The 26,776-nt window shown below is 44.1% G+C and carries 25 protein-coding genes and 1 tRNA gene; 25 read left to right on the plus strand and 1 reads right to left on the minus strand.

Annotation, left to right across the window (positions count from 1 at the left end; translation table 11 throughout):
• Positions 1-3 precede the first annotated feature (3 nt).
• The 3 genes from IID12_01445 to IID12_01455 are packed head-to-tail and all read left to right on the plus strand — an operon-like array spanning position 4 to position 3,319.
• The gene (locus IID12_01445; GenBank protein ID MCH8287756.1) at positions 4-1,275 is read left to right on the plus strand and encodes a GWxTD domain-containing protein; all 1,272 of its coding nucleotides are present in this window, start codon (positions 4-6) and stop codon (positions 1,273-1,275) included.
• A gap of 20 nt (positions 1,276-1,295) precedes the next feature.
• Complete coding sequence (locus IID12_01450; GenBank protein ID MCH8287757.1) at positions 1,296-2,189, plus strand: dihydrodipicolinate synthase family protein; 894 nt, start codon at positions 1,296-1,298, stop codon at positions 2,187-2,189.
• Between the two features lie 47 nt (positions 2,190-2,236).
• Positions 2,237-3,319 carry a 3-isopropylmalate dehydrogenase gene (locus IID12_01455; protein ID MCH8287758.1) on the plus strand — a complete coding sequence of 361 codons (1,083 nt, stop codon included), beginning with the start codon at positions 2,237-2,239 and terminating at the stop codon, positions 3,317-3,319.
• On the opposite strand, the gene IID12_01460 is transcribed toward IID12_01455, so the two are convergent.
• Positions 3,316-5,799: a hypothetical protein gene (locus tag IID12_01460; protein ID MCH8287759.1), complete on the minus strand. Its 2,484-nt coding sequence runs from the start codon at positions 5,797-5,799 to the stop codon at positions 3,316-3,318. The two genes, IID12_01455 and IID12_01460, sit on opposite strands and share 4 nt — an antisense overlap.
• A 263-nt stretch (positions 5,800-6,062) precedes the next feature.
• Between IID12_01460 and IID12_01465 the strand changes: the two genes are divergently transcribed.
• From IID12_01465 to IID12_01570, 22 genes are all read left to right on the plus strand, one after another.
• Positions 6,063-6,590 carry a ribonuclease HI family protein gene (locus tag IID12_01465; GenBank protein MCH8287760.1) on the plus strand — a complete coding sequence of 176 codons (528 nt, stop codon included), beginning with the start codon at positions 6,063-6,065 and terminating at the stop codon, positions 6,588-6,590.
• A gap of 51 nt (positions 6,591-6,641) precedes the next feature.
• Positions 6,642-7,130 (plus strand): 3-isopropylmalate dehydratase small subunit, encoded by a 489-nt coding sequence (locus tag IID12_01470; GenBank protein ID MCH8287761.1) that lies wholly within the window; start codon positions 6,642-6,644, stop codon positions 7,128-7,130.
• A gap of 36 nt (positions 7,131-7,166) precedes the next feature.
• Positions 7,167-8,327 carry a thiolase family protein gene (locus tag IID12_01475; GenBank protein ID MCH8287762.1) on the plus strand — a complete coding sequence of 387 codons (1,161 nt, stop codon included), beginning with the start codon at positions 7,167-7,169 and terminating at the stop codon, positions 8,325-8,327.
• 47 nt (positions 8,328-8,374) lie between these two features.
• Positions 8,375-9,253: a 3-hydroxyacyl-CoA dehydrogenase family protein gene (locus IID12_01480; protein ID MCH8287763.1), complete on the plus strand. Its 879-nt coding sequence runs from the start codon at positions 8,375-8,377 to the stop codon at positions 9,251-9,253.
• Positions 9,254-9,260: 7 nt separating this feature from the next.
• Positions 9,261-10,337, plus strand: coding sequence for a glucose-1-phosphate thymidylyltransferase (locus IID12_01485; GenBank protein ID MCH8287764.1), 1,077 nt, complete (start codon positions 9,261-9,263; stop codon positions 10,335-10,337).
• 5 nt (positions 10,338-10,342) lie between these two features.
• Complete coding sequence (locus IID12_01490) at positions 10,343-10,984, plus strand: deoxynucleoside kinase (GenBank protein ID MCH8287765.1); 642 nt, start codon at positions 10,343-10,345, stop codon at positions 10,982-10,984.
• A gap of 98 nt (positions 10,985-11,082) precedes the next feature.
• Positions 11,083-11,715, plus strand: a complete 633-nt coding sequence (locus IID12_01495) for a phosphoribosylglycinamide formyltransferase (protein ID MCH8287766.1) — start codon at positions 11,083-11,085, stop codon at positions 11,713-11,715.
• Positions 11,712-13,256 (plus strand): bifunctional phosphoribosylaminoimidazolecarboxamide formyltransferase/IMP cyclohydrolase, encoded by a 1,545-nt coding sequence (gene purH, locus IID12_01500; GenBank protein ID MCH8287767.1) that lies wholly within the window; start codon positions 11,712-11,714, stop codon positions 13,254-13,256. The genes IID12_01495 and purH overlap by 4 nt, the downstream gene beginning before the upstream one ends.
• Before the next feature lie 17 nt (positions 13,257-13,273).
• Positions 13,274-14,287, plus strand: a complete 1,014-nt coding sequence (locus IID12_01505) for a rod shape-determining protein (GenBank protein ID MCH8287768.1) — start codon at positions 13,274-13,276, stop codon at positions 14,285-14,287.
• 24 nt (positions 14,288-14,311) lie between these two features.
• Complete coding sequence (mreC, locus tag IID12_01510; protein MCH8287769.1) at positions 14,312-15,121, plus strand: rod shape-determining protein MreC; 810 nt, start codon at positions 14,312-14,314, stop codon at positions 15,119-15,121.
• Between the two features lie 8 nt (positions 15,122-15,129).
• Positions 15,130-15,609 carry a rod shape-determining protein MreD gene (gene mreD, locus IID12_01515; GenBank protein ID MCH8287770.1) on the plus strand — a complete coding sequence of 160 codons (480 nt, stop codon included), beginning with the start codon at positions 15,130-15,132 and terminating at the stop codon, positions 15,607-15,609.
• The gene (mrdA, locus tag IID12_01520; GenBank protein MCH8287771.1) at positions 15,610-17,427 is read left to right on the plus strand and encodes a penicillin-binding protein 2; all 1,818 of its coding nucleotides are present in this window, start codon (positions 15,610-15,612) and stop codon (positions 17,425-17,427) included.
• Positions 17,428-17,429: 2 nt separating this feature from the next.
• Complete coding sequence (rodA, locus tag IID12_01525) at positions 17,430-18,656, plus strand: rod shape-determining protein RodA (protein ID MCH8287772.1); 1,227 nt, start codon at positions 17,430-17,432, stop codon at positions 18,654-18,656.
• Between the two features lie 124 nt (positions 18,657-18,780).
• Positions 18,781-19,473 carry a tetratricopeptide repeat protein gene (locus tag IID12_01530; GenBank protein ID MCH8287773.1) on the plus strand — a complete coding sequence of 231 codons (693 nt, stop codon included), beginning with the start codon at positions 18,781-18,783 and terminating at the stop codon, positions 19,471-19,473.
• Positions 19,474-19,493: 20 nt separating this feature from the next.
• Positions 19,494-20,348 carry a glycogen/starch synthase gene (locus tag IID12_01535; protein ID MCH8287774.1) on the plus strand — a complete coding sequence of 285 codons (855 nt, stop codon included), beginning with the start codon at positions 19,494-19,496 and terminating at the stop codon, positions 20,346-20,348.
• Positions 20,349-20,378: 30 nt separating this feature from the next.
• Positions 20,379-21,644: a hypothetical protein gene (locus IID12_01540; GenBank protein MCH8287775.1), complete on the plus strand. Its 1,266-nt coding sequence runs from the start codon at positions 20,379-20,381 to the stop codon at positions 21,642-21,644.
• Positions 21,641-22,822 carry a hypothetical protein gene (locus tag IID12_01545; protein MCH8287776.1) on the plus strand — a complete coding sequence of 394 codons (1,182 nt, stop codon included), beginning with the start codon at positions 21,641-21,643 and terminating at the stop codon, positions 22,820-22,822. Before IID12_01540 ends, IID12_01545 begins: the two co-directional genes overlap by 4 nt.
• A gap of 28 nt (positions 22,823-22,850) precedes the next feature.
• Entirely contained in the window at positions 22,851-24,128 is a 1,278-nt protein-coding gene (locus tag IID12_01550) for a tetratricopeptide repeat protein (GenBank protein ID MCH8287777.1), read from the plus strand.
• Positions 24,098-24,559: a ribose 5-phosphate isomerase B gene (rpiB, locus tag IID12_01555; protein MCH8287778.1), complete on the plus strand. Its 462-nt coding sequence runs from the start codon at positions 24,098-24,100 to the stop codon at positions 24,557-24,559. The genes IID12_01550 and rpiB overlap by 31 nt, the downstream gene beginning before the upstream one ends.
• 2 nt (positions 24,560-24,561) lie before the next feature.
• Positions 24,562-25,860, plus strand: coding sequence for a serine hydroxymethyltransferase (locus tag IID12_01560; protein MCH8287779.1), 1,299 nt, complete (start codon positions 24,562-24,564; stop codon positions 25,858-25,860).
• Between the two features lie 18 nt (positions 25,861-25,878).
• Positions 25,879-26,325 (plus strand): transcriptional repressor NrdR, encoded by a 447-nt coding sequence (gene nrdR, locus IID12_01565; GenBank protein ID MCH8287780.1) that lies wholly within the window; start codon positions 25,879-25,881, stop codon positions 26,323-26,325.
• A gap of 53 nt (positions 26,326-26,378) precedes the next feature.
• Positions 26,379-26,451: transfer RNA gene (locus IID12_01570), tRNA-Ala, on the plus strand.
• Positions 26,452-26,776: the final 325 nt, after the last annotated feature.

Consider the following 26,776-nt stretch of genomic DNA (forward strand, 5'->3'; position numbering starts at 1 on the left):
AGGATGAAGATACATAACTATTTTCACATAGTGTCTATGGTTTCGATGATTACGGCCGCTAATGCAATCGCACAGGTGGAATTACCATTGCTCACCACTCCCGAAGTACCGAATTTTCATTATGAAGCGGTCACCAGTTATGCAGGTAATGAAAATGAGACACTCCTCGACGTCTATATAAAAATCTCCTACGATGAACTGCAATTCGTAAAGATCAAAGAGTCGTACAGGGCAAGTTATGAAATATCAGTGGTTATATTCGACGCTTCAGGGGACCAGCAGGACGGTAAGATTGAAAAAGAGATGATCGAAGTGGAAGATTTTCGACTGACCAATTCGCTAGAAAAATTCGGCGTCTCGAAACTGAGTTTTTTGCTGACCGAAGACAGTTACAGAATAAATATCGGGGTCATGGATCTTGACACACGGAAGAGCGGATATCGAAGATTTACCATTTCAGTCCCCGATTACACTAAAGAAGCTTCAATAAGCGATATTCTTTTTCTCGATTCCGTAACTGAATCTGACTCCGGAACGGTTGAAATGCATCCCGCCATCTCCAGTGATTTTATCTCCGAATCGTCCGAATTCAAGGCATACTATGAAATTTACGGTGTAAAAAGTAAAGCGGTAATCGTAAACAAAGTAACCGATCTCAACGGCAACAGCATTTATTCGGATAAATTTACGAGAAAACCGACTGACGGAGTGATCAGGGAAATCGTAACGATCAGGAAAGAAAAACTAAAATTTAACAAGTACAATTTTGTTGTTGAGATAACTCTGGGGGAAAAAACTATCTCGAAGAGTAAGACGTTTCAGGTAAGATGGTTCGGTATGTCGGAATCTATTACCGATTTTCATAAAGCTGTGAATTATCTCCGTTACATAACGGACAAAGATGAATTTGAAGGCATGAAGAATGCTGATGAGAAATTGAAGCGACTGAAATTCATCGAGTTCTGGAAAAAACGCGACCCTTCCCCCGAAACGGAAACAAACGAACTTATGATCGAATATTACCGCCGGATACGCTATAGCAATGAACATTTCTCAACCTTTCAGGAGGGATGGAAAGCCGATATGGGAATGATATTTATTTTGTTCGGGCATCCCAACGATATAGAAAGGCATCCGTTTGATATTGACTCCAAGCCGTACGAAGTCTGGTATTATTATGATATTAACAGAAATTTTGTGTTTCAGGATTTCTCCGGGTTTGGTGAATATAGATTGGTTACGCCCCTGTACGACCTCAGGCGCAGCGATTTCTGAGTAATCGGAATAAATCGCTGATGGGTAGTTTGAATGGGGGAATATACACTCCGCTCGTTACTCCTTTCGATAATGACGAAATAGATTTCTCGGCTCTCGCCGGAAACGTCGTTAAACTAAACAGCGAAAACCTTCAGGGCTACGTGATACTCGGTTCCACGGGTGAGGCAAAACTGTTGGACCGTCAAGAACATTTCAGGGTTATAGAAACAGTCGCTGCCGCAGCTGACAGGCATGACAAAAAGATCATCATAGGAGTAATGGAAGAATCGGCGAAACACGCTGTTTCATTTATGAAAAAGGCAGCGGAATTTGAACCGGATGCTTTCCTGGTATTACCGCCGAACTACTATAAACCGTTTATCGACGGAAAATTGCTCTACCGGTTTTACGCCGATTTGAAAGAAGCGATCGATCGTCCGATTCTCTATTATAACATACCCATGTTCTCCTCCATATCAATCGGAACAGCAGATATTCTCTCTCTATCGAATGATGGTTTGATAGCCGGCTGGAAGGACTCTTCTGGTGAAATTGAAAGGTTCGGGGAAGTGTCGAGCAGATCGACAGATGAGTTTATTAAATTCACCGGAAACGCGAAACTGCTTTTGACTGCGTTACAAAAATCTGCGGACGGTGCGATCTTGGCTGTTTCAAACGCCCTGCCCGGTCTCTGCTGCGAGATATATAAACACTACTCGGAAGGGGAGGAGACAAAAGCGAAAAGAGCCCAGTCCAAACTCGATGACATTATCGATAAAGTCATTCAACCGTTCGGGATAGCAGGTCTGAAAACGATGATGAACTTACTCGGATATGCAGGGGGTGATATGAGAAATCCGTTTTCAGGTCTCACTGACGCACAAACAGGACAAGTAAGGCAATTTCTTGATTCTAATGGATTTATATCATAAAATACTATAGTTACGAAGCTTAAAACGATATTAACGGAGATTTGTCAGTGCCGAAAATAGCTGTGATACCCGGCGACGGAATAGGAATTGACGTCACCAGAGAAGCCGTAAAGGTATTGAAAACGATGAGTGATGTGTTCAGCCTCAATCTTGAACTGAATCATTTTGACTACGGGGCGGAACGATATCTCAAAGACGGAACCACCCTTCCCGAATCCGGATTCATTGAGCTGAGGGATAACTACGATGCTATATTTCTTGGCGCTCTGGGAGACCCGCGGGTTCCGGATATGAGTCATGCTAAAGACATTCTTCTTGGACTTCGTTTCCGTCTTGACCTCTACGTCAATCACAGACCTATAAAATTGATTCACGAAAAGCTCTGCCCTCTAAAAGACAAGGGACCGAAAGATGTAAACTTTGTGGTTTTCAGAGAGAATACCGAAGGATTTTACGTAGGTTCCGGAGGAAATTTTAAGAAAGACAGTGCGGACGAAATTGCCATTCAGGAATCGATCAATACTCGAAAGGGTGTAGAACGGATAATCGAATTTGCTTTTAACTACGCCGAGGATAATGGACTTAAATCTCTTACTATGGCGGATAAGAGCAACGCCTTGCAGTTTGAAGGCGGATTATGGCAGCGAACATTCGCAGATGTTAGAAAAAGGCATACAACTGTTGAAGCTAATCATTTGTACATCGACGCGCTGACAATGCAGATGGTAAAGAAGCCCGAGCAATTCGAAGTCATAGTGACCAACAACATGTTCGGAGATATAATAACCGATTTAGGCGCTCAGCTGCAGGGAGGCTTGGGGTTAGGCGCTTCCGGAAACATCAATCCTGAAACTAAAAAAGGATTGTTCGAACCGATACACGGTTCAGCTCCGAAATACCATGGTAAAAACATCGCAAATCCGATGGGAGCGATCCTCTCCGCCCAGATGCTGCTCGACTTCCTCGGATTAGAAGCTCAGGCGTCAATCATTACCGACGCAATCACGGACGCCATTGAGCACGACTGGACTCCAAGAGACCTTGGAGGTTCGCTCGGCACAGTGGAAGTCGGTGACCATATCGTCAGATATATTGAGGAAAACTCGGGTAGCGTAGATAATCCCGGTTAAAAATCCGCAAGCAGCTTAGCTGCTGCAACTATCTGTTCCACACTGACCAAAAACTCATCCTCGAGAGGAGGACTATATGGCACAGGTGTGTCGAGAGCGCCGAGTACCCTGACAGGAGCGTCGAGATACTCAAATATTTCTTCGGCAATAATCGAGGCAACAGACTGCCCGATACTTCCCTTTTTGCTGTCCTCTGTGACTATCAGAACCTTTCCGGTTCTGAGAACCGTTGAGAGTACGGCGTTCGTGTCGAGAGGAACAAGAGATCGGAGGTCAAGCAGGTTTACCGAAATCCCGTGTTCGTCCTCAAGTATTTGTATTGCCGATAGGCAGCGGTGTACGAACGCACCGTAGGTTATGATCGTTAAATCGTTTCCGCGGTGTTTTAAATGAGCAGTTCCGATCGGGATGGTAAAATCCTCCTCCTCGGAGGGTAAGTCTTGTTTGATCCCGGATGCACGGTAGAGGGCAATATGCTCGTAGAAGAGTACCGGATTATCATCTCTTATAGCTGATTTCAATAATCCTTTTGCTTCCCTGGGGGTGGATGGGCAAACTATTTTCAAGCCGGGAGTACGATAAAACCACGGCTCTGTGTTCTGGGAGTGGTAAGGACCTGCCTGACGCAACCCTCCCCACGGCATTCTGATAGTGAGGGGTACAGGTTTTTTCCATCTGTAATATATTTTTGCGGCGTTGTTCACCAGTTGATTGAATCCGCTTGCAACAAAATCGTTGAACTGTATTTCGGCTATCGGGCGTTTGCCTAATAACGCCGCGCCGACCGAAGCGCCGATGATCAAGGATTCCGAAAGCGGAGTGTTTATCATTCTGTCGCCGAATTTCTCAAGCAGAGGTTTTAAGATCACAAAGGCGTTCCCGTATTTTCCACCTATGTCCTCCCCGAGAAGAAAAATCTCTTCCGATCTGCTCAATTCTTCCGCAAGCGCTTCTACGATTGCCTCCCAGAACGTTTTACCTTCATGGTTTGAAGTGAATCCAACATCTTTTTCATCGTACCAATTATGATCTATGTCTGAAATCGATCTATCTTCCAACTGCTCCTTGTGAGTTTCTCTTCTGCCGGTATGAAACGGTGAGTCGCCCGCTTCTTCGGGAGAGGGCCAGGGTGCGTCAATAACCTTCTCCGCTGCGACTTCTATCTCTGAGGTGACCTCCTCAATTATCTGACTGTTCTTCGTGTCATCGAGCAACCCCTCGGAATAAAGGTTCTTTTTATACATGCTAATCGGGTCTTTTCCCCGCCAGTAATCGTATTTATCTTTTTCGATATAACCGGATTCACTAATTTCGGGGTACTCTAAGAATTGATCGGGTTCTGATCCAAAAAAGAGCATATCATCGTGGTGAGCGTGGCCTGCAAATCTCATGCAAATAAGTTCCACTATTCGGGGACCTTCGCCGATCCTGCAGGCGTCCGCCGCTTCTGTTACCGATGCGAAGACAGATTCGGGGTCCGTGCCGTCAATCGTGATCGATCTGATTCCGTATCCCTGCGCCTTGTCGCCTATCGAGTGAGCGGCAAACTGCTCGTTTACGGGTGTCGAAAGAGCCGTCTGATTGTTTTGAACTACAAAGACTATCGGCAGGTTTTTGACGGCAGCGAAATTTATCGCTTCATGCCATTCACCGGAAGATGTCGCTCCCTCACCACTACAATTTACGATGACCCTGCCGCTGCCGGAGAGAGCCAGTCCGATTCCTGCGGAGGTAACCGAGCTGATAGCGACAGGAGCAGAAGGAGGAAGAATTCCTGATTTGAAATCCCCGATATGAAAGTCCTTCCCGTTCATCGGCTTACCCTGCTTGCCCATTTGAGCCGCAAGTACGTCATAGGGTTTCTGACCCATACACAGCGCAAGACCGAGGTCTCGTATCATAGGTGCAATGAAGTCGCCTGAATATATAGAGTGATCATCGCTCGACGCGTGAGCAGGTGAGAGAGAACGCCTTAGCCGGATACCGGCAGCGTAGATCGCTTCCTGTCCCATCGATCTGAACCCTTTTCCCTGAAACTGAGCACCGTCGGGAGTGGTTATCTCACCGGACACAAAAAACTTCTTTAATCGTGCATCGAGATAGCGAGTCAAAACCATGCCGCGATAGATTTCAATTTTTTCATTATCGGTGAGTGAAAATCGAAGCTGTATTCTCTTAAACGCCGATATTATTGAGAGTTGCAGACTATTACTAAAGTTATCCTGTAAAACTTTAATTGATGTGGTCGGATACGCTTCTTTCTCCCTGTCGATATATTCATTTTCAGAAAAGAGCGGACCGATAAGTTCGAGATATTCGTTTTTCAGTTTTTCGATATTTTCCGTTGTGACAGGAACACGATAGGCGTCGAGGAGATGATCGAGTTTCTCCATCAAGGGATTCAGGTGAAGTGGGGATAATTGGGCGATAGAAGTTTCTATTTCCGCTCGTATCAATGCAATATTTTGTGTGTCAGTCATAGTAGGCAGGAAGTTCTTCGTTATTTACCGCGTAGGAAACTGTACATACGCAAGCCTCAAGTTTAGTCACTGTTGAAATCCGGTTCGCTTCTTCATAATAATAAGAACCCCGATTTAAATATTCAATTGTCCATTCTGTTCTGATGATTTCTTCGATAATTAAGAATTTAGCTCCGAACCGGAATTCTGGGCTTCTCTTCTCCTAATACGTCTTGACATTATTGAAGGGTGAGCGTAATTTTACGTTATAAATTATCATTAAAATGAAACCGACCGAAATAGAAATACTTGAAGCTTTAAAGGCTAATGTAAAAGCTACTGACATGGTCAGTGCTCTCCCCGCTATCAACGACACTTCGCTGAGGGATTTTTTTGATAACCTATCCGGATTATTAAATCCTCCCGGTAAGGTAGAAATCTACATCGACGGAGCAAGTGACGGCGATAGAAATGGTGGGATTGGAGTACGAATACTGAATAATGGGGCGGAAAAGAATATATCGCGTTCGATAGGGAAAGCGACAAACAACGAAGCGGAATACTCTGCGTTACTCGAAGGAGCAAAAGTAGCATTAAAGAATAACTTTAAAAATATTGCCATATACTCTGATAGTGAATTACTTGTGAAACAAATCAACGGCGAGTATAAAGTGAAGGCGAAAAATTTAATTCCGTTGAAAGAGCAAGTAGATTCAGCTCTCGCTAAAGTAGAGAATTATTCGCTTGAGTGGATACCCCGCGAGCAAAATAGAGCCGCGGATAGTCTTGCTAAGAACGGAACCAAATTATAGTTCTACAATTTCTTTAACTAACGATTATAAGGCAATAATATATAGGTAGTTATGACACAGGGAAAAGCACATAAATACGGTGATGACAATATAGATACCGATCGCATAATTCCGGCGAGGCATTGTATCACGGTGGACCCTATGAAGCTTGCGGAACACTGTCTTGAAGATTTAGACCCGGAATTCTCGTCGGTAGTCAAAAAGGGAGACATACTGGTCGCTGGAGAGAATTTCGGATGCGGCAGCAGCCGGGAAAACGCTCCTCTTGCTATTAAAGGTACAGGTGTTTCGGCGGTTATTGCCAAGAGTTTCGCCAGAATATTTTACAGAAATGCGATCAACATAGGGCTTCCGATTTTCGAGTCGCCCGAGGCGGTTGACCGGATAAAGTCCGGAGATATGGTAAATATCGATTATGAAAGCGGAAAAGTTACGGTTGATGGCATAGATAAAGAATTTTCTTCCGCCCCATTTCCGGAGGTCATGCGGAATATAATAGAAGCAGGCGGGATGGTTAATTACATTAAAAATAAGACATAAAGGTTGACAAATAACAATATAGAGCGTTCAGATGTAGTGTTACTTGAAGGGGTGCGGACACCTTTCGGTTCATTTGGCGGCAGTCTTTCCGGTTTCAGTGCAACAGAGTTGGGAATCATAGCTGCGAAAGGAGCGATCAGTAAGTCGGGCTTACCCGCAGGAGATGTGGATTATGTTATTTTCGGAAATGCTATGCAGACCTCGGCTGACGCTATCTACCTTGCCCGTCACGTAGGTTTGGGGGCAGGTGTTCCACAATCGGCACCTGCTGTGACAATTAACCGGTTGTGCGGTTCCGGTTTTGAATCTATTATTCAAGCAGCCCGCACACTTATGCTCGGTGAATCGAACTTTGTTCTTGCCGGAGGCGCAGAATCGATGAGCATGGCTCCTCATTCATCGTGGGGTATGCGTTGGGGTACGCGATTAAAGGACGATAAGATGGTCGATCTTCTTTGGGCAGCGCTTTATGATCCTGTCGCAAAGCTTTCGATGGCGGAAACCGCTGAAAAACTTGCAGATGTCAAGAATATCAGTCGGAAAGAAGTAGACGAATACGCTCTTTTAAGTCAGGAGCGAACAGCCGAGGCGCAAAAAGAAGGCAGATTCAAGGAAGAGATAATCACAGTAAGAGACGAAAATGAAGATGAAATATTATCGGTTGATGAGCATCCACGCTCTGAAACAACCATTGATGCACTATCTAACTTAAAGCCTTACTTTAAAGAAAACGGTACGGTCACTGCTGGAAATGCATCCGGAATATCCGATGGAGCTGCCGCTCTGATAGTAACTACAGCAGACAACGCTGAAAAACGCGATCTTAAGCCTTTCGGGAAGCTTATCAGCTGGGGAATTGCCGGCTGTGATCCGACGATAATGGGAATCGGTCCTGTCCCCGCTTCGGAATTAGCGTTGAAGCGGGCTGAACTTACGCTTGATGATATCGATCTTGTTGAGATTAACGAAGCATTTTCGCCTCAATATCTTGCGGTAGAAAAAGAACTGGGATTGAAGAGGGAATTGACAAACGTTAACGGCGGAGCAATCGCGCTCGGTCATCCGCTCGCCGCGACCGGCACCCGGTTAACTATGACGATCTTGTACGAACTGCGAAGAAGAGGACTCAAGAGAGGATTGGCTTCCGCCTGTATAGGCGGCGGGCAGGGTGCGGCAGTGATAGTGGAAGCAGTCTGATAAAGTTTTTCGATTTTTTGATTTTGTGATGGAGAATGAATATGGCGATTAAAAATGTGGGTGTCGTAGGCTGCGGGTTGATGGGATCGGGAATAGCACAGATATCCGCACAATCCGGGTACGACGTGGTAGTCAGGGAAGTGAACCGGGAATTACTTGATAAGGGATTGGAGAAGATTAAAAAATTTCTCGAAAAAGGCGTCGAGAAAAAGAAATTAACAGAATCCGAGATGGAAGAAACATATTCAAGAATCACCGGTACAACGGAGATGAGTGATTTGAATGAATGCGATATAGTGATAGAAGCCGTAATAGAAAATATGGAATTGAAATCGGAGGTGTACAGGGAACTCAGCGAAATCTGTAAACCGGAAACCATTTTTGCGAGTAACACTTCTTCACTTTCAATTACCGAAATGGCATCATATACAGACCGGCCGGATAAGATGGTGGGGCTGCACTTTTTCAATCCGGTACCGCTCATGAAGCTGGTCGAGGTCGCCAGATGCATAACGACGAGCAGCGATAGTTTCGACAGAGTATATGAATTCGCCGAATCTCTTGGTAAAACTCCCGTCAAATGCAGAGATACGACAGGTTTTATAGTAAACCGTCTACTCGTTCCGTACATGCTGGAGGCCGTTCGTCAGCTAGAGAACAGGTTAGCCACAGTAGAAGATATAGACAACGCCATGAAACTCGGCACGGGACATCCGATGGGTCCGTTCACCCTTTTGGACTTCGTAGGTATTGACACGACGCTTTATATTGCTGACATTATGTTCGGAGAATTTAAAGAGCATCAATATTCAGCACCTCCACTGATGAGACGCATGGTACACGCCGGTTATTATGGAAAAAAGACAGGCAAGGGATTTTATGATTATTCAGAAAAGGAGATAAAAGTAACCGATTTGGGGTTATAATATAATTATGAATTTTAAAGCAGTGCTGACCACCGGTGGGCGTGGAACGAGACTTCGTCCGTTGACCCATACTAAAAATAAGCACCTTATTCCTATAGCGAATAAACCGATAATACATTATGCGCTTGAGTATTTAGCAGAAGCCGGAATCACTGAAGTCGGAATTGTTACAAAGGGTGAAGGTATTGAGATGAAGGATGCCCTTGGTACAGGAGAGAAATGGGGATTAAATTTAACGTATATTCCTCAGGAATCCCCGAAAGGTTTAGCCCATGTCGTAAAAATATCCGAAAGTTTTATTGGAGATAGCCCGTTCGTGTTCTATCTCGGGGATAACATCGTGGTGGGAGGGATAAAGAGATTCTTAGATGAATTCACGGAATCCGAATCGAACTGTCATCTTGTTTTATCCGAAGTCAAAGACCCGCAACGGTTCGGCGTCCCTGAGATTGAGAAAGACAGAATAATCGGCGTAGAAGAGAAACCGGCAAAACCAAAAAGTAATTTTGCCGTTACAGGGATATACTTTTACGACTCGAATATTTTTCAGGCCGTAAACAGCATAAAGCCGTCGAAACGGGGTGAACTTGAGATTTCCGACGCTCATCAGTTTCTATTGGATAAGGGACTTAAGATCACTTTTTCAGAAATAACCGGATGGTGGAAAGACACGGGAAAACCTGAAGATCTTCTCGAAGCAAACCGGCTTGTACTCGACAAGATGTCCGAGAGCAACATTATCGGAGATGTGGATTCCGCTTCGGAAGTAGTGGGAAATGTTGTGATAGGCAAAGGGAGTGTAATTAAAAACAGCCGTATTCGCGGTCCTGCCGTTATCGGTGAAGGGTGTACTATCGAAAATTCATTTGTAGGACCGTATACGTCAATTCATGACGGAACTAATATTTACGACAGCGCTGTAGAGTTCAGCATCATCCTTCGGAACTGCGTCATTAGAGGGATGGAACAGCGAATGGACGGTAGTATAATCGGAGACGAAGTCGAGATAGTCAGGCGCCTTGAAAGACCGTTGACGAATCGGTTCATGATGGCTGATCACAGCAGGATGGAGATAGTCTCTTAGAGAGGATGGCAGATCCGAAGGAAAAGGATCATACGTACTTTGTAGGAGTTGCCGGAAATATAGGCGCAGGGAAAACCACCCTTACGGATATAATCGCCGAACGGTTTAATTGGAAACCGTATTATGAAATGGTTGTAGATAATCCTTACCTCTCCGATTTCTATGGTGATATGCGGCGATGGTCGTTCAACCTTCAAGTATTCTTTTTGTCAAACCGGTTCAAAACTCACAAGGAGATGGAAGATTCAGGCTTTTCTTGTGTGCAGGACAGAACTATTTACGAGGACGTAGAGATTTTTGCCTTTAACCTGCGGGAGATGGGCAACATGTCGCAGCGGGATTATGATAACTATCGTGAACTCTTCTCGATAATGACGTCTTATCTGAAAAAACCTGACCTGATCGTTTATCTCAAGGCGTCAACTGATACTCTGCTGTCGAGAATTCGGAAGCGCGGGAGAGAATTCGAAAAGACCATCAGCCCCGAGTATTTGCACATGCTGAACATCGCTTATGAGCATTGGATCGAAAGAGCTCAGAAAGAACAAAATATTTATGTCATAGAATCTGATAATATCAACGTTTTAACAGACCACGATAAGGTTCAACATATACTTGATACAATAAGGGAGTATTGCCCTGAATAATAATAAGATAGAGTCGTATAAGGTTTGAATATCAAATTAATACTTATTATACTTAACGGTTGTACCTTGTACCAATACGCTATTTATCCTGCGTGCGCATGAGAAACATGAGAATAGCGATATTTGCTTCAGGAAACGGCTCAAACGCAGAATCGGTAATGCGTGCCTCGCGGGAAGGTCGGCTCGAGGCGGATGTTGAACTGGTACTGAGTAATAACCCGAAGGCAGGAGTTCTGGAGAAAGCGCAGGCATACGAGGTTAAACACTCGGTCATAGAGAGTAGTGATTTTAACAGTGATGCAGAATATGTTAAAACAGTTTGTGAACTACTCGATGCCGAAAAGATAAATTTCATAGCGCTTGCAGGTTTTTTGAAAATGATACAACCGGAATTGATAGAGAGATATAACAACAGAATTACGAATATTCACCCCGCGCTTCTTCCATCATTCGGAGGAAGGGGATTCTATGGGAAGCGGGTTCACGAAGCTGTGCTCGCAGCGGGCTGTAAAGTCAGCGGAGTGACCGTTCACCTTGTTGACAAGGAATACGACCGCGGACCGATAGTAGCCCAAACGTGCGTTCCTGTGCTTGATGATGACACTCCGGACACGCTTGCTGAGAGGGTGTTGATCGAAGAACACAAGATATATCCGGATGCGCTACAGCTTTTTGCGGAGAACAGGGTGGTTGTAAATGGTAGAAAAGTAACTATCACAGGAAAAGCATGAGCGGGGAGATACAGATAAAAAGAGCGCTATTCAGCCTTTGGGATAAGGAGGGCTCTGAGGAGCTGGCATCGGTTCTTGTGAACAACGGGGCGAAAATTGTTGCGAGCGGAGGGACCGCCGAATACCTGAACTCTAAGGGCATAGAAGTAGAGGAGGTTTCTGATATTACCGGATACGGCTCGATGCTTAACGGAAGAGTTAAAACTTTACACCCAAAAATATTTGCGGGAATCCTGGCTGATAAAAACAACGAAGAGCATATTCAGAGCATTTCTGATGCCGGCATTGATGCTATTGATTTGATAGCGGTCAATTTCTACCCGTTCGAAAACTATATCTCCGAAGCGAATAGAGACTTCTCTGATGCGATCGAAATGATAGATATTGGAGGACCCTCGATGCTGAGGGCATCGGCAAAGAATTACGCCTCCGTGGTCCCGGTATGTGACCCCGGACAATTCAGATGGTTAAGCAAAGAGATAGATTCCTCGGGGGGAAGAGTGAGCCCGGAGAGCAGGATCAAACTCGCAAGAGAAGCGTTCGGTTACACTTCAAGGTATGAAGCGGCTATCAATAATTATTTTCAGCGGAACGGAGAACTGTTTGAAGAGACCAGCGCATTGACCATGACGAAGCTGTCAGATCTAAGGTACGGGGAAAACCCGCACCAGAACGCGGTGTTTTATAGCTCACCGCAATTGTCCAGCATAAATATTCATCTGCTCCACGGGAAACCGCTTTCGTATAACAACCTTCTTGACATAGACTCAGCCCTCGGAGTTTTAACCGACCTGGAAGACCGGGGAGTTGTGATACTAAAACACGGGAATCCATGCGGCTGTGCGGAGATGACCACTCTTCAAGATTCTTTCAAGCGCGCATTGAAAACTGATCCCGTGAGCTCGTTTGGAGGTGTTGTCGGCTTGAAGGGGGAAGTAGACGCGGAGACCGCAAAGGCAGTAAACGAAATATTCATTGAATGTGTCGTAGCTGCTGCAATTAAACCGGATGCGCTGGATATATTGAAAAAAAAGAAGAACCTCAGGATTCTGCTTTATGAGAATTTGGATGAACCCGATTTTGAGATTCGATCACTGAGGCTCGGAATATTAAAACAGGAGAGAGATAAAAAGGGGTTGAAACTGTCTGAAGCCGACAGCGTGACAGATAGGAAACCGACCGAAAAGGAACTTAAAGCCCTTTCTCTCGCCTGGCGAATAGCTAAGCACGTTAAATCGAATGCTATAGTTTATTGCGATGAAGAAGGGACGCTTGGCATTGGAGCCGGTCAGATGTCCCGTGTCGATTCGTCCAAGATAGCCGCGATGAAGGCGAACGACGCGAAGCTCTCCTTGAAAGGCTCGGTTGCGGCATCCGACGCCTTCTTTCCGTTTCGTGACGGACTGGACGTAATCGCCGAAAAGGGTGTGACTGCGATCGTGCAGCCGGGTGGTTCAATCAGGGATAACGAAGTTATTGATGCAGCTAACGAGCACAACATAGCGATGCTCTTCACAGGTTTTAGACACTTCAGACATTAGGGAGAAATAGAAGAATAATGGGAATTTCATTTTGGAATTATTTATCCGGTGACATGGCGATAGACCTCGGCACGGCGAACACACTTATCTATCTTAAGGGACAGGATATTGTCATAAACGAGCCTTCTATAGTTGCCCGCAACAGACATAACGGTAAAATAATTGCTGTTGGGAATGACGCAAAAGAAATGCTCGGTAAGACCCACCAGGATATCGAGGTTATCCGCCCTTTAAAAGACGGAGTGATTGCCAACTTCGAAGTAACGGAAGGGATGCTTCAGGGATTTATCAAGAAAGTGAAGATAAGCAGGGTCGCCAGGCCAAGGATGGTCATTGGAGTTCCAACGGGTATTACCGAAGTTGAGAAGAGAGCGGTCAAAGACTCAGCCGAAAGAGCAAATGCAAGGGAAGTTTTCCTAATCGGAGAGCCGGTTGCCGCAGCTATAGGCATAGGACTTGAAATAAGTAAACCGATAGGTAACATGGTCGTGGACATCGGCGGCGGTACGACAGAAATTGCCGTAATTGCGCTCAACGGTATTGTTACGCACGAATCCGTACGAATCGGCGGCGACGAAATGGACGAGGCGATAATTCAATATTTCAAGCGTGAGCATAATCTGCTTGTAGGCGAACGTACGGCCGAAAATATAAAGTGCGAAATCGGATCGGCGACTGCCGTAGAAGAGCGTACGATGGCGGTTAAGGGTCGAAACCTTATTGCGGGAATTCCTAAAACAATTGAAGTGACATCATCGGAAATCCGGGAAGCTTTGAGAGATACTGTAGATCAAATTCTTCAAAGCGTTACCGAATCGTTGGAGAGAACACCTCCCGAACTATCAAGCGATATACTTGACCGCGGTATAATACTTACGGGAGGAGGCGCTTTGCTCAAAGGTCTTGATCAGAGGATCAGAGATGAGACTGAACTGCCCGTGAACGTAGCGGAAGACCCATTGCTCACTGTCGCATACGGCACGGGAAAGGTTCTCGAAAACATAGAAAATTACCTAAGCGTATTGACTTAGCCGAAATTTGCGTGATTTTATAAGATGCAGTCCTTTATTTCCTTTGTATATAATTCAAAAGAATACCTTGTACTGATTGCCGCACTACTCGTCTCTCTTATCCTCATATCGAGTAATAACAATCAGCAGGTAAGGGCAATGAGAGGCGGAGTTCTTGATATTTATAGGATCGTACAAAAACCCATTTATGTGCTGACTGATTTTATCGACGTAAGAAAAGAGAATAAAAGGATCAGGCAAAAGAACATTGACCTTTCTATTAGAGTAAGCCGGCTTAGCGAATCCAAATTGGAGAATGAAAGATTAAGAGACCTTCTCAATTTTAAGAACCGGTCAAGCGAATATGAATATGTAACATCTGAGGTCATAGGAATTCACAGAGGATCGTATTCGAGTTCGATCATCTTAGATACCGGAGAAGAAAATGGTATCGTAAAAAATACTCCTGTGGTCAATTCGGAGGGAGTCGTGGGAAAGGTCGTAGAAACAGGAATGAACTCTTCCATCGCACAGCTTCTCAATGACGATAATTTCAGAATATCGGTTACTATTAACCCCGGGAACGCAAACGGAATTATACATGGGGATAGGGGGTTATTGGATTTAAGAGAAGTTCCTAAAGGGTTGTTGGTTACATTGGGGGATACCGTCGTGACTTCGGGATACAGCGATATCTTCCCTTCGGGTTTAATGGTAGGAACCATAAAATCGGTTATTGAAAAACCGGGGTATTTTTTTAAGGAAATCAAGGTGGAGCCCGCCGCCTCTATGTCAAAATTGAATGAGGTCTTTTTATTGCTTAATTCCGTCGGAAAGGCGGGAGACAGCCTTTAAGGGAAGGAATGGTTTGGCTTAAATATGGCGGATCGTTCCTTCTTGCTATTATAATAGAATCAAATTTCTCGAGGTTTTATGCAATCGGCAGCCATACTCCCGACCTGTTCATCATATTGGTAATATACATTTCCCTTCATGAGGGAAAAATCAAAGGTACCACCTCCGGTTTCAGTATCGGATTGATACAGGATCTGATTATATCGGTAGGTTTTCTGGGATTATCGGCGTTTACAAAAAGTTTGTCGGGATTCCTTATCGGATATTTCACAGATTCAAGAAGGTCGCGTAAATTTCCGGGAATTTTAGTTCCTGTTGGAATCGGTATATTGATAAGCACTCTGTTTGAAAATATTTTTCGTTCTGCAGGTTCTTCTGAAGGGATTTTATCTTTTATTGCTACCAAAGGATTTCCGTCGGCTATTTATACGTTTATATTAGCGTTTATTATCTTTATAATATTGAGACCGCGTGAGGACCTGAATTAGATGTACAGAGTACAAACTCCATTGTCCGATTCCCGTAAGAATGTTGCGTACCTGACGATCGTTATCGCAATAGGAATATTGCTGTGGAGCTTTTATGATTTACAAGTCAAAAGCTATGAATCTTATTTGGCGAGGTCGGAACGTAACAGGGTTCGGCAGGTAACGGTAGAACCCCCGAGGGGATTAATTTATGACCGCAATGGTATCTTACTCGTGGAAAACCGTCCGTCATATGCGGTATCGGTAATTCCCTGGGAAGCAAACAGGTCTCCGCGAGTTTACGAATTGTTGTCGGGATATCTCGGATACGATAAGGAATACCTGTTGTCGAGGGTGAAGAAAAATTCAATCGGACAATTTCAACCTGCAAAGGTCAAACGTTCGATCAACCTTATCACACTGTCAATCCTCGAAGAGCATTCTATAGAACTGCCCGGGGTCGTATATGGACTTTTCCCCGAGCGGTTTTATCCCACGAAGGCGGGAATGAGTCACATGCTCGGATATATACGTGAAATCAGTGATGCTGATCTGGAAAGATTTAAAACCAGGGGTTATAAAAAAGGAGACCTTATCGGCTCAATTGGCTTGGAAAGGTCGTATGAGGAAATTCTAAGAGGTGAGAAAGGTTATGAATATATCCAGGTAGACGCACTTGGCCGCAGGATCAGCAAAATAGAAACGGCTGAATCCAAATCTCCGATTCCGGGTAATGATCTTCATCTCACGATAGATTTAGGTATGCAACTCGAGGCGGAGAACATTATGCGGGATAAGAGGGGAGCAATTATATTCCTCGATCCCTCGAACGGAGAAATAATCAGTTTTGTCAGCGCGCCATTTTATTCTCTTGCCACGTTTGCGGGAGCCATAACACCCGAAGTCTGGAATGCTTTACAAAATGATGAATCTGATCCCTTATTTAACCGCGCAACAATGAGTAAATATCCGCCCGGATCGACGTTCAAATTGATTGCGGCAGCCGCGGCGATTGATAACGGCATTATAGATAGAAACTGGACAGTCAATTGTCCCGGATACTATAAACTCGGCAGAAGAATCTTTAAGTGCAATAAGTTCTCCGGTCATGGAAAAATCAGTGTGGTCGAAGCTATTGGACAATCATGTAACGTCTTTTTTTACAATCTGATGTTTGAAATTGGTCTGGAAAAATGGTATGAACAAAGTAAGATATTTCAATTCGACAGTAAAACCCATATTGACATCACGGAAGAAAATAGTGGGATGATTCCCGACAAATCACTCCTTGACAATAAATACGGGGAGGGTAAATGGCAGGAGGGTCACTTGCTCAACCTTGTTCTTGGGCAGGGCGACCTTCTGGTGACTCCAATACAGATGGTAAACCTGATGTCCATTATAAGGAACGAGGGGAAATACTATAATCCTCATTTTGCAAAAAAATATTATAGCGCTAATCAGGAAATTCGTTCCTTTTTTGATATTGAATATCATGAAAAAGTGATAAGCGCGGATATTTCAAGTGAAACCTGGAAGATATTGAAGGAAGGAATGAACTATGTAATGCAAGGGGAGAGAGGTACGGGCAGGTTCTCCAATCTGCCGGAGTTGGACATATATGCAAAGACCGGTACTGCTCAAAATCCTCATGGCGATGATCACGCCTGGTTTGTGGGCTTTGTTGAAGATGATCGAAATCCCTTGGCATTTGCGATTATCGTTGAAAACGGCGGATCCGGAGGCGCGACAGCAGCGCCCATAGGGAAGAAATTGATAAAAAAATATTATGATTCATTCGCGTCTAATTTCGCACTCGAATCGCATACGGAAGAATGATAATGACCGCCGGTCAATACATAATCTCAAAACTCATTTCTCTCGATTGGTTGATATTAAGCGTGATTGTTATTCTAATATTTCTGGGCATACTTGCCATAAACAGCGCGACGGTAGAAACTACTACGGAGTCGTTTCAAAATAACTTCCAGCGACAGATAATTTGGAGTATCATAGGAATTTTCCTGTTATTTTCGGTGAGTATGCTGAATTTCAGGTGGATATATGCTGTAGCATACTTACTTCTCCTTGGAGGTGTATTATTCCTGCTGTTGACATACGTACCTGCCATATCCGGGAGCTCCAGAAGATGGATTTGGTTAGGAGGAATAACCGTTCAGCCATCGGAGTTCATGAAAATATTCTTAATTATCGGTCTGGCTCGACTGTTAACCGATAACATTAAAAATTTGAAAAAGGCAAAGGGTTTGATATTGCCGTTTTTTATTACCGCGTTTGTTACCCTGGTCGTTCTCCGTCAGCCCGATCTCGGAACGGCAATGGTGTTTCCGGCTATCCTTTTTCCGATGTTGTACTGGGCAGGGGTTCCCACTATGACATTGTTCGTAATCATTGCTCCCCTAATAAGCCTTATAAGCGCCTTCAACCTGATTTCATTTGTTCTCTGGATAGGTGCTTTACTTTTACTGCTCTGGTTTTCGAGAAAATCTCTCAGGTTCATTGTTATAATGTTCGTTATAAATGTTTCGGTCGGTTTAGTTACTCCGCTAACGTGGAATAATTTAAAACCTTACCAACAGCAGAGAATTTTGACCTACGTAAACAGACAGCTCGACCCGAGAGGATCAGGGTATCAGGTACTTCAGTCAAAAGTCGCTATCGGTTCCGGAGGGATTTACGGGAAGGGTCTCGGAGACGGCACTCAAACTCAACTGAAATTTTTACCGGAACAGCATACTGATTTCATTATCTCACTTATCGGTGAGGAACTTGGATTTATTGGAGTTTCAGTGATACTCGTCCTTTTCATGTTGTTATTGTTCAGAATGATAAATATTGCATCCAATACAAAAAATCTTTTTGAAAGTCTCATCCTTTTGGGAGGAGCGGCGATGTTGCTGTTTCAGGTATTTATAAATATTGGGATGACAACAGGGATAGTACCGGTGACAGGATTGCCTTTGCCCTTTATCAGCTACGGTGGTTCTTCATTGATCGCTCTGATGTTATTGATGGGAATGGTCCAGATAGGAAATTTTGAGACGTGAGAAAATCAGTATTTTTTTATCCAATCACTCCAACTCGACGGAAAATCTATCTGAACATAGAAGTTGCATAAGTTGTGCCGATTTTTTAAATTATAACTTCATGATAGATATCCGAAGAGTGAGAATGAAAATATACTTGATACCTATAGCCATTTGTCTGACGATATTCAGCGCCTGCGGAGGAGGGCAAGCTGCAAGGACACCCGGCTCAACCGGTCAATCGAGCGGACCAAACAACGACAGTGAGATAAGTTCACTGAAGCGGGCAGTTCATTCGATAGATTCTACTCTTACGAGCGAAGCCGGAAAGATCAAAAACCTGAATACTGCTGTAACGGACATAGGAAACAAAATTGAGGAATTCGATTTAAGACTTCTTAGGATGGAATCTATGATGGCTGTGGGGAATATGATGAACAGCGTAAACCCGAGAGTACCTTTGAACGCGGTAGATTATTTAAACGAGTACCAGAAAGCTATGGAATTCTTTAACTACGCCAATTACAGCGAGGCACTGGATATCTTCGAGAAACTTCTTGGATCGAATCCGCACAGCGAGCTTGCCGATAACTCCCAGTATTGGATAGGCGAATGTTATTACGGAAATAAGGAATATGAGAGAGCGATACTCGAATTTGAAAAAGTCTTCACGTTCCCTAACAACAACAAAATGGAGGCAGCGCAGCTGAAATTGGGAATCTGCTATCTCAGATTAAACGATAAAAAAAGGGCGCAGGAAGAGTTTTCGCGGCTGGTGAATTTATATCCGGGAAGCGAATATCTTCCCATTGCCAGTAAACTTCTTAATAGGTTATAAGGCTTTATCAGTAGATCATTTTGAAAGTATTTTTAATTTCTCCTGAAATAACACCGTTCGCCGAGACCGGTATCACCGGGCAATTCTCGAGGAATTATCCCGTTCAGCTTCAAGAAGCGAAGCATGACATAAGATTGATAATGCCTAAATATCCTTTCATCAGCGACAGAAAATACACGCTGAGGGAGGTTATTCGCCTGAGAGAAATCCCTGTCGAATGGAATTCAGATTCCAGAATCGCGAGTATTAAATCGGGATTCGTTCCTGATTCTAAGGTACAGGTATATTTCCTTGGTGAGGAGAATTTTTTCGTTTCTGTGGACGAAAGGATTTATAAAGCGAAAGGATCGCGGAAAGCTTTAGAAGATACTGACATCAGGTTTGCATTCTTCAGTAAGGCGTCGCTTGAAAGTCTGAAATTTCTGCACTGGCAGCCTGATATAATTCACTGCTGCGGATGGTCAACCGCTTTCGTTCCTATAATGCTGAAAACCATATTCAAAGACGACCCCTTTTACAAGGATATTAAGGTGGTCTTTAACTTATTTTCATCGAAGGAAGTTTCCTTATTCTCTGAAAACTCCCTTAATCTTGCAAAAATTGAAACCGGAACTGAAGATGATAATTTGTTAGTATTTGATAAAAAGAGGAATTTCAGTCCAATACTTGCCGGTTTGAGCTACTCTGATTACGTGATTACCCTGTCTTCAGGGGGTTCGGATCCTGCCAAGGAGCTCAAATCCAACCCTATCTTCGCTAAAGCTATCAAAGATAAGAAAGATAAGTATAAGACTATTACGATGCGGTCTGATTCTGTCGAAGCATATGAAAAAATCACCGCGTCTATCCTTGATGTTTACAATAGCCTTGTCTGAAAATATACGTTTATTCGCACTGAAATCTCATTGAAATCCATTTTGTCAAACCGGAACAGGCGGTCGTACAACGTAAAAGTATTTGTAAAGTTTGTGCTAATTAACCTCATCTTTATATCGTGTGACACCACGGATTACGTTAATGATCTTGGAAGTGTCATATCCCCCGTAGATCAAGCGAAATACCAAAATATATTGCACTCATCCATATCGGACACTGCCGTAAGAGTTCAATCCGAATGGGGTAGTTCCCAAAGGTTATTAGCGGGCACTTTTGATGATTACGAAACATTGTCGGTGCTCAAATTCAACGACTTCAGTGATTTACCGGATACAGTCAGAGACAATATATCGGCTATCTTATTGGAGTTAACTCTATCGAACACAATTGGAGATTCGTCCACCGGAACTATCGACCTGTTTTTATACGAAAACAACATGGATTGGGAGGAAGATAATCTGAAATTAAAATCGTTTAATGATTTCATCTCTTCATCGGTTGACTCAATTAGCAGCGCGACCGTTGCATGGGGATCGTTCGATTTAGTTTCTAATAAGATCACATTTGATATCCCGATTGAACTCGCTGAAAGTTGGATGGATAGCTCTGCCACCAACGGAGTCATTCTCACTGCCTCCGCATCCGGATTTATTCCTTCGTTTCACTCGAGGTATAGCACTGATATTTCCTTACTGCCCGCATTACAGGTAACCCACATGGAAGAAGGAGATACCTCCAGCACTACCACTCGAATTATTGCATCGGCGGACGGATACGTGTTGAACATGCTATCGGATTTACCTGATTCAGAACCTGATAAGATATTAATAGGGGGAGGCGCCGCATATAGAAGTATGGTGATGATCGATTCAAGCATGATAAATTCTATTCCGGTTAATGCTTCAATAGTAGAAGCGAATTTAACTTTGACTATTGACCGCCAAAGTTCACTGCTGCCTTTTTCAAATAGTGCGGTTAATGGAATCGGTATCAGTTTATTGTTTAGTTTTGTTGATTCGACGGGAGGAACGGATTCCCTGTTCGTCATCGATAAAACTAACTTCGACCTGGTCGCTCTACCAATCGACGGAGATGAAATGACACTTGACCTGACCGGTATAATACAGCAGTGGGTGGCTGGAACCAGAGAAAATCTTGGTATTGCTTTAGGGAGTAATTCCGAGAGCAGTCAGATATTCAGGATTTCTTTGTATGGCCAGAACAGCAGCGTGAGCGAGAGTATGAAACCCAATATTGACATTTATTATGTGAACTCTCCGGAGGATTCTGATTGAAAATTAAACCGTCCCTGCTATTATTGTTCGTAATACTTCTTGCAGACTCGAACGTCGAGGCTGGAAGCTTATACGGCAAATTTGGTGTCGGGGAGAGACAGTACATCAGTTCAGCCCGTTCCATCGGTATGGGTGGAATAAACCTCTCGATAAAAGACCGACATACGATGAGCAGGTGGAATCCTGCTCTTTGGGCATTCGTTTCACCGGTCAGGATAAATTTGCTGAGTACGACAAATTATAATGCTGTGGACGGCGGGAATTCAGGCACTTTTACCGATTTTTCCGGATTCGGTATGGTACTGCCGATGGGATCAAAAATTAGTGTAGGGGGAGGGGTATATCCCATTTCAAACTCGAATTATGAATTAGTTCGAGCTGGAATAGTCAATGATGAGCCATGGGAGTTGACCATTAAAGGAAGAGGCGGCATAAACGGCTTCGGTCTTGGTTTTGGATATAAGTTCAATGATGACTTTTCGATAGGGCTTAAAAACGATTGGGTATTCGGTAACAAAACAGAAGAATGGAAAACAATATTTGAAAATACTTCATTCAATGACGCCGAATTCACGAGGTTGACTTCTTTTGACGGTACTCTATGGACTCTTGGAATTTTTAACTCCCGTGGGAAGTTTAATTTTGCTGCCTCAGCGTCAATCCCTTTCGAATTTGATATTAAGAAGGAGATCGAATTAGCTCATTCTGAAAATTCGAAAGACCCTGCAAAGAATATCGACTTTCCCGCCGAGTGGAGGTTCGGCATTAGCTATGATCCCGGTGAAAATTACGTTGCGGGAATTGATTATCAGTTTAGCGATTGGAAATCATTAGAGAATGATTTTGATGGTAATTTTGGGAGAGCGTATGATATATTCGGTGGAATTGAACGCAAATCAAGCCCAGCAGCGGAATCATTTCTGAAACGAATCGCTTTAAGGGCGGGGCTTGGATATCGTCAGCTCTATGTCAGGAGCTTGAGCGGCAGTAGGATAGTTGAGACTTCAGGTTCCACAGGTTTTGGGATACCGATGCACGGTGGTAAAGAATTTATCGATATTGGAGTCTCTTTTGTTCTCAGAAAGACTGGAGCGGCAAGTGATTTAAAGGAGAACAGCGTATCGATAGTATTGGGATATTCAGCCGGTGAACTCTGGTTTGTACGCAGAAAGAGATAATTTATTAAATAACAATAAGGAGTAATTAATGACACTTTTGGTTAACCTCGTTAAACGTTACGGCATCATGGGATTATTAGGCATTACTTTTTCATATATGGTAATCTCCGGCTGTGCTTCTCAATCAGGCTCAACGAGCGATGAGCTGTCAGCGGCGGAAAAGGCGAGGCTCGATTCTCTTGCCAGGGTCGCCGACAGGCAGTGCAAAATTTATCTTTCGACCGCATTCGAATATTTTAAAAACAAAGATTATGAAGGCTCGCTAAGAAATTACACTAAGATGGTGAACAGCGGATGTACAGAAAAGTACGGTGACAGGGTTTGGGTTTTCCTCGGAAACTCATATAGAGAAATGGATAAGCCCGACAGCGCAATGTGGGCATTTGACAAAGGACTTTCGGAGGATCCCGACAACATTTCTCTGCATGAAAACGTAGCTTTTATGTTTCAACTTTCCGGTGATAACGATAAGGTCATCGCGGAATATGAAACGATTGCCGCTTTGGATTCGTCAAACATTGCTCGCTGGAGAAAGCTGCATGATCTCTATTTCAGAGTTGCGGAGTATGAAAAGGATCTCGGCGTATTAAAAAAGATAATCAAGATGGACCCGGAAGATATCATAGCAAAAAATGACCTCGTCACGGTTATGAAATTCTTGGGGGAGGATCCGACGGAGCTGCTGGAAGAGAGACATCTGAACAATCCTGACAACCCGGAGTTTTTGCTTGAATATGCAAATACGATTTATCAAGCGGCGGATTATGAAAAAGCTATTCCGCTTTATGAAAAACTGCTCTCTCTTGAACCTGATCATTTTTTGGCTCTTGACCGGATAGCGACGAGCTATAAAAACCTCGATAACACGGATAAGGCGCTCTCTTCTCTAAAGAGACTGCTGAAGTTAAGACCCAATGATAAAACGGTGGTATATGATATTACGGATCTGTACAAGCAAGCCGGTGAGCTCAAAACCGCATATTCCTGGGCAAATAAGACCATAAATACAAAACCTAAGGATGGACGCGGGTTTTACATACGAGGTTTGGTTCTTGAAGCGGCTGCCAATAATTGTCAGAATGAACGCGGAGCTAAAGTACCGTCTATATATGATAAGCTTGTCTTCGAAGTAGCTCTCGACGACGTTAAAGAAAGTGTCGCGCTTGGATATACTGCGGCGCGCAGCAGGATTCAGTTTTTAGAACAACAGGCTCCGTCAAAAGGCGACATTTTTATGCACCCTGAAAAATTTCAGCCTGAAGGTGATTGTTATAAATGGATAAAGAGGAAAGTAAAAAGAAAATAGCGCTCGGCGCTGACCACGCCGGTTATGAGCTAAAAGAGAAAATCGCCGATTATCTTAAGAAAAAAGGTTACGAGGTCATAGATTTCGGAACCTACTCAAACGAGTCCACTGATTATCCTGATTTAGCGTTGAAGACCGCGAAATCGGTTTCTGAGAAAGAATCCGATGAAGGAATTCTCGTCTGTGGTACCGGGATCGGGATGAGCATCGTGGCGAATAAGCTGCCGGGTGTACGTGCGGCTCTTTGTAACTCAACAGAAACGGCGAAACTCGCCAGGGAGCATAATCACGCAAATCTTCTTTGTCTTGGTGCTCGTGTAGAGAGGTCGGAATCTGTTGAAGACATAATAGATGCGTGGTTGTCAGCTGAGTTCGTGCATGGAAGACACGATCGGCGGGTTCAGAAGATTCATACGCTTACCGGAATATAAATTTGTTATCGACATTAAAAGCAGAAGATCCCGAGCTTTATGAATCCGTGCGGGGTGAAGTAGCCCGCCAGCGCCAGACCCTTGAGTTGATTGCTTCCGAAAATTTCGTTAGCCGTAAAGTATTGGAAGCTGCCGGTTCTGTATTAACGAATAAATATGCCGAAGGGTATCCGGGTAAACGATATTACGGCGGGTGCGCTCATGTGGATATTGCGGAAAATCTCGCCCGAGACAGAGCAAAAAAACTCTTCGGAGCCGAATATGTGAACGTTCAACCTCACTCCGGTTCACAGGCGAACATGGGTGTCTATTTTACGTTTTTAAAACCGGGTGATACTCTGATGGGGATGAGCCTCTCGATGGGCGGTCATCTCACTCACGGCTCACCTGTTAACTTCTCGGGAAAAATTTATAACGTCGTATCTTACGGAGTGACAAAAGAAAAAGAGCTGATCGATTTCGATCAGGTAGCAAAAGTTGCGCGAGAAGAGAAACCCAAAATGATCGTCGCCGGCGGAAGCGCTTATCCGAGAGATATTGATTTCGCGAAATTTCGTGAAATTGCCGACGAAGTGGGTGCGTATCTGATGGCTGACATAGCGCATCCTGCCGGATTGGTTGCCGTAGGGCTGCACAACGACCCTCTGCCTGTTTGCCACGTAGTTACCACTACTACCCATAAAACTCTCCGGGGACCACGGGGCGGGATGATCATGATAGGAAAGGATTATGAAAATCCGTTCGGCATAGTCGCTCCTAAATCCGGAAGGACAAAGATGATGTCGGAACTTCTTGACAGTATGATCATGCCGGGAATACAGGGAGGACCGCTGATGCACGTGATAGCCGCAAAAGCGGCGGCGTTTGGTGAAGACCTTGAACCGGAGTACAAAACTTACATCGAACAGGTGGTGGCAAATGCCAAAGCCCTCGCAGACGCCCTGCTCGAACACGATTTTAAAGTTGTTTCGGGCGGTACTGACGTGCATCTTGTACTGTTGAACCTTGTAAATAAAAACACTACGGGCAAAGCGGCGGAAGAATCACTTGAAGCGGCGGGCATCACTACCAATAAAAACATGGTGCCGTTTGACGAGCGCAGTCCATTTGTAACGAGTGGATTACGGATAGGAACCCCGGCGCTGACTACAAGAGGTATGAAGGAAGAACAAATGAAGCTGATAGCAGACTTGATGGACAAAGTTATTTCTAATCCCGATGACAAAGCTGTCAGGAAGGAAGTCAGAATATCAGTCGGAGAACTTTGTGAGGAATTTCCACTATACGATTACCTCGTCTAAAGCTGGGAGGATAAGAATATGAGATGTGTCTATTGTGATTCGGCGGATACTAAAGTCGTTGATTCACGGGCGGTTCAAAGCGATAACGCCATCCGGCGCAGACGCGAATGCGAATCGTGTTCAAAGCGCTTTACAACTTATGAATATATAGAGAACACTCCCGTAATGGTCGTTAAAAACGACGGCAGGAGGGAGACGTATGCGCGGCAAAAGGTGGAAAAAGCAATACAGATAGCGTGCAATAAACGTCCCGTGTCTCTCGAACAGATATTTTCCATAATAAATGACGTTGAACTTGAACTCGGCAATCTCGGCAGAAGGGAAGTACCGGTTAAAGTGATAGGCGAAACTATCATGAAGAAACTCAAATCTATTGATGAAATCGCTTTTGTCAGATTCGCCAGTGTTTATAAGAAGTACAAAGACACGCAGGAGTTCATCTCCGAAATCCACAGGATGAATTGATAAACTCTTGACTTCTGATCGAAAGCCGGGTATAATATATCTGATATTTTAATGGGGCCGTAGCTCAGCTGGGAGAGCGCCTGAATGGCATTCAGGAGGTCGTCGGTTCGATCCCGATCGGCTCCACTAATATTACCAACGGTTACAGAGAATTAAATTAATTACAAAATTTAGATACGCCTGAATGGCATTCAGGAGGTCGTCGGTTCTTCCGCAGGAACTCCTCTGGAGGATCCCGATCGGCTCCACTAATTATTACCAATGGTTACAGAGAATTTAATGAATTACAAAATTTAGATACGCCTGAATGGCGTTCAGGAGGTCGTCGGTTCTTCCGCAGGAACTCCTACGGAGGATCCCGATCGGCTCCATTAATATCCCCTACATAATTAAAATCCGTACATTAATGTATATTTAATCTGTTTGTGTTAAATTTGCGCAAATGGATATC

The organism is Candidatus Neomarinimicrobiota bacterium (assembly GCA_022567655.1).
Lineage (GTDB): Bacteria > Fidelibacterota > SORT01 > SORT01 > SORT01 > JADFGO01.